At 56.7% G+C, this 839-nt stretch carries 1 protein-coding gene; it reads right to left on the bottom strand.

All coding sequences use genetic code 11. The annotated features are described in order from the left end of the window. A partial coding sequence (locus tag AUR66_RS21490; RefSeq protein WP_269432625.1) for a Mur ligase family protein occupies positions 1-590 on the bottom strand: 590 nt, incomplete at its 3' end. Positions 591-839: the final 249 nt, after the last annotated feature.

Here is an 839-nt window from a genome sequence, read left to right as displayed (position 1 = left end):
TTCCCCAGCGTGTCATTATGATCGGTTCGCACGTTAGTCAGCACGAGCACGTCTGGTTTGACAAACGTCCGGTTGACGAGACTGGTCGTATACTCGCTGATTGCTTGGTTTTCGAAGATGCCAATGTCTTCGGGCGAATACGCATCCAACTCTGGTGCGAACTGTTCGATGACATTGATGTTCTCGTAGAGTGTCGTCCGAGGCCCACGCCGTTCTAGTGGGTACACCTCCCCATTGTGGATGACGATGGGATAGTTACCAGTGATTTTGGTGAATGTGTCGTAGCCACGTCGATTGAAGATGTCGTCGAGCCGGCGCGTCGTCGAGGACTTCCCACGACTGCCAGAGACGACGATTCGAGTGTCGAACCGTTCGAGTGCACGTCGGTGACGACGCCCACGCGTGAACTCAGAGACGAGTCTCGATATCCGGCTGGTCCCGACAGTGACCGGTTCTGGTCCGACTTTCCAGTCGTGTTCAGCACCGACCATGAAGATCGGGAGCGCTCCCCGGGCTTGTGTTGAAAAGTGTCTTGTCGAGGCTTGTGCTGCGGCCTCTGACCCATATCGCTGAGCACTGTGAGCCAGCACTTCTTCTGTCGTCTCCAACCGCCACACCCAGTTTCTCTGTTCGAGGTCAAGCTCACCTGAGGGCGTTGGGTCGCGTTCGACCACGAACCGTGGCGTGGCAATCTCGGCTGACTGGAACGACTCGTGGTCTCCATCGAGTTGTGCGATTGCTGCTCGGACCTTATTGGTCGCTTGCCGAGCATGTTTTGAGGACTCGTAGTTCTGCCCACAGTGTGCGAGGAGACTACTCTGGTCGCGGAGGCGCCAGCA

Origin of the sequence: Haloferax profundi (assembly GCF_001469865.1) — an archaeon.
Lineage (GTDB): Archaea > Halobacteriota > Halobacteria > Halobacteriales > Haloferacaceae > Haloferax > Haloferax profundi.
The sequence above is the reverse complement of the archived record's forward strand: the minus strand, read 5'-3'. Positions and strand labels throughout refer to the sequence as shown.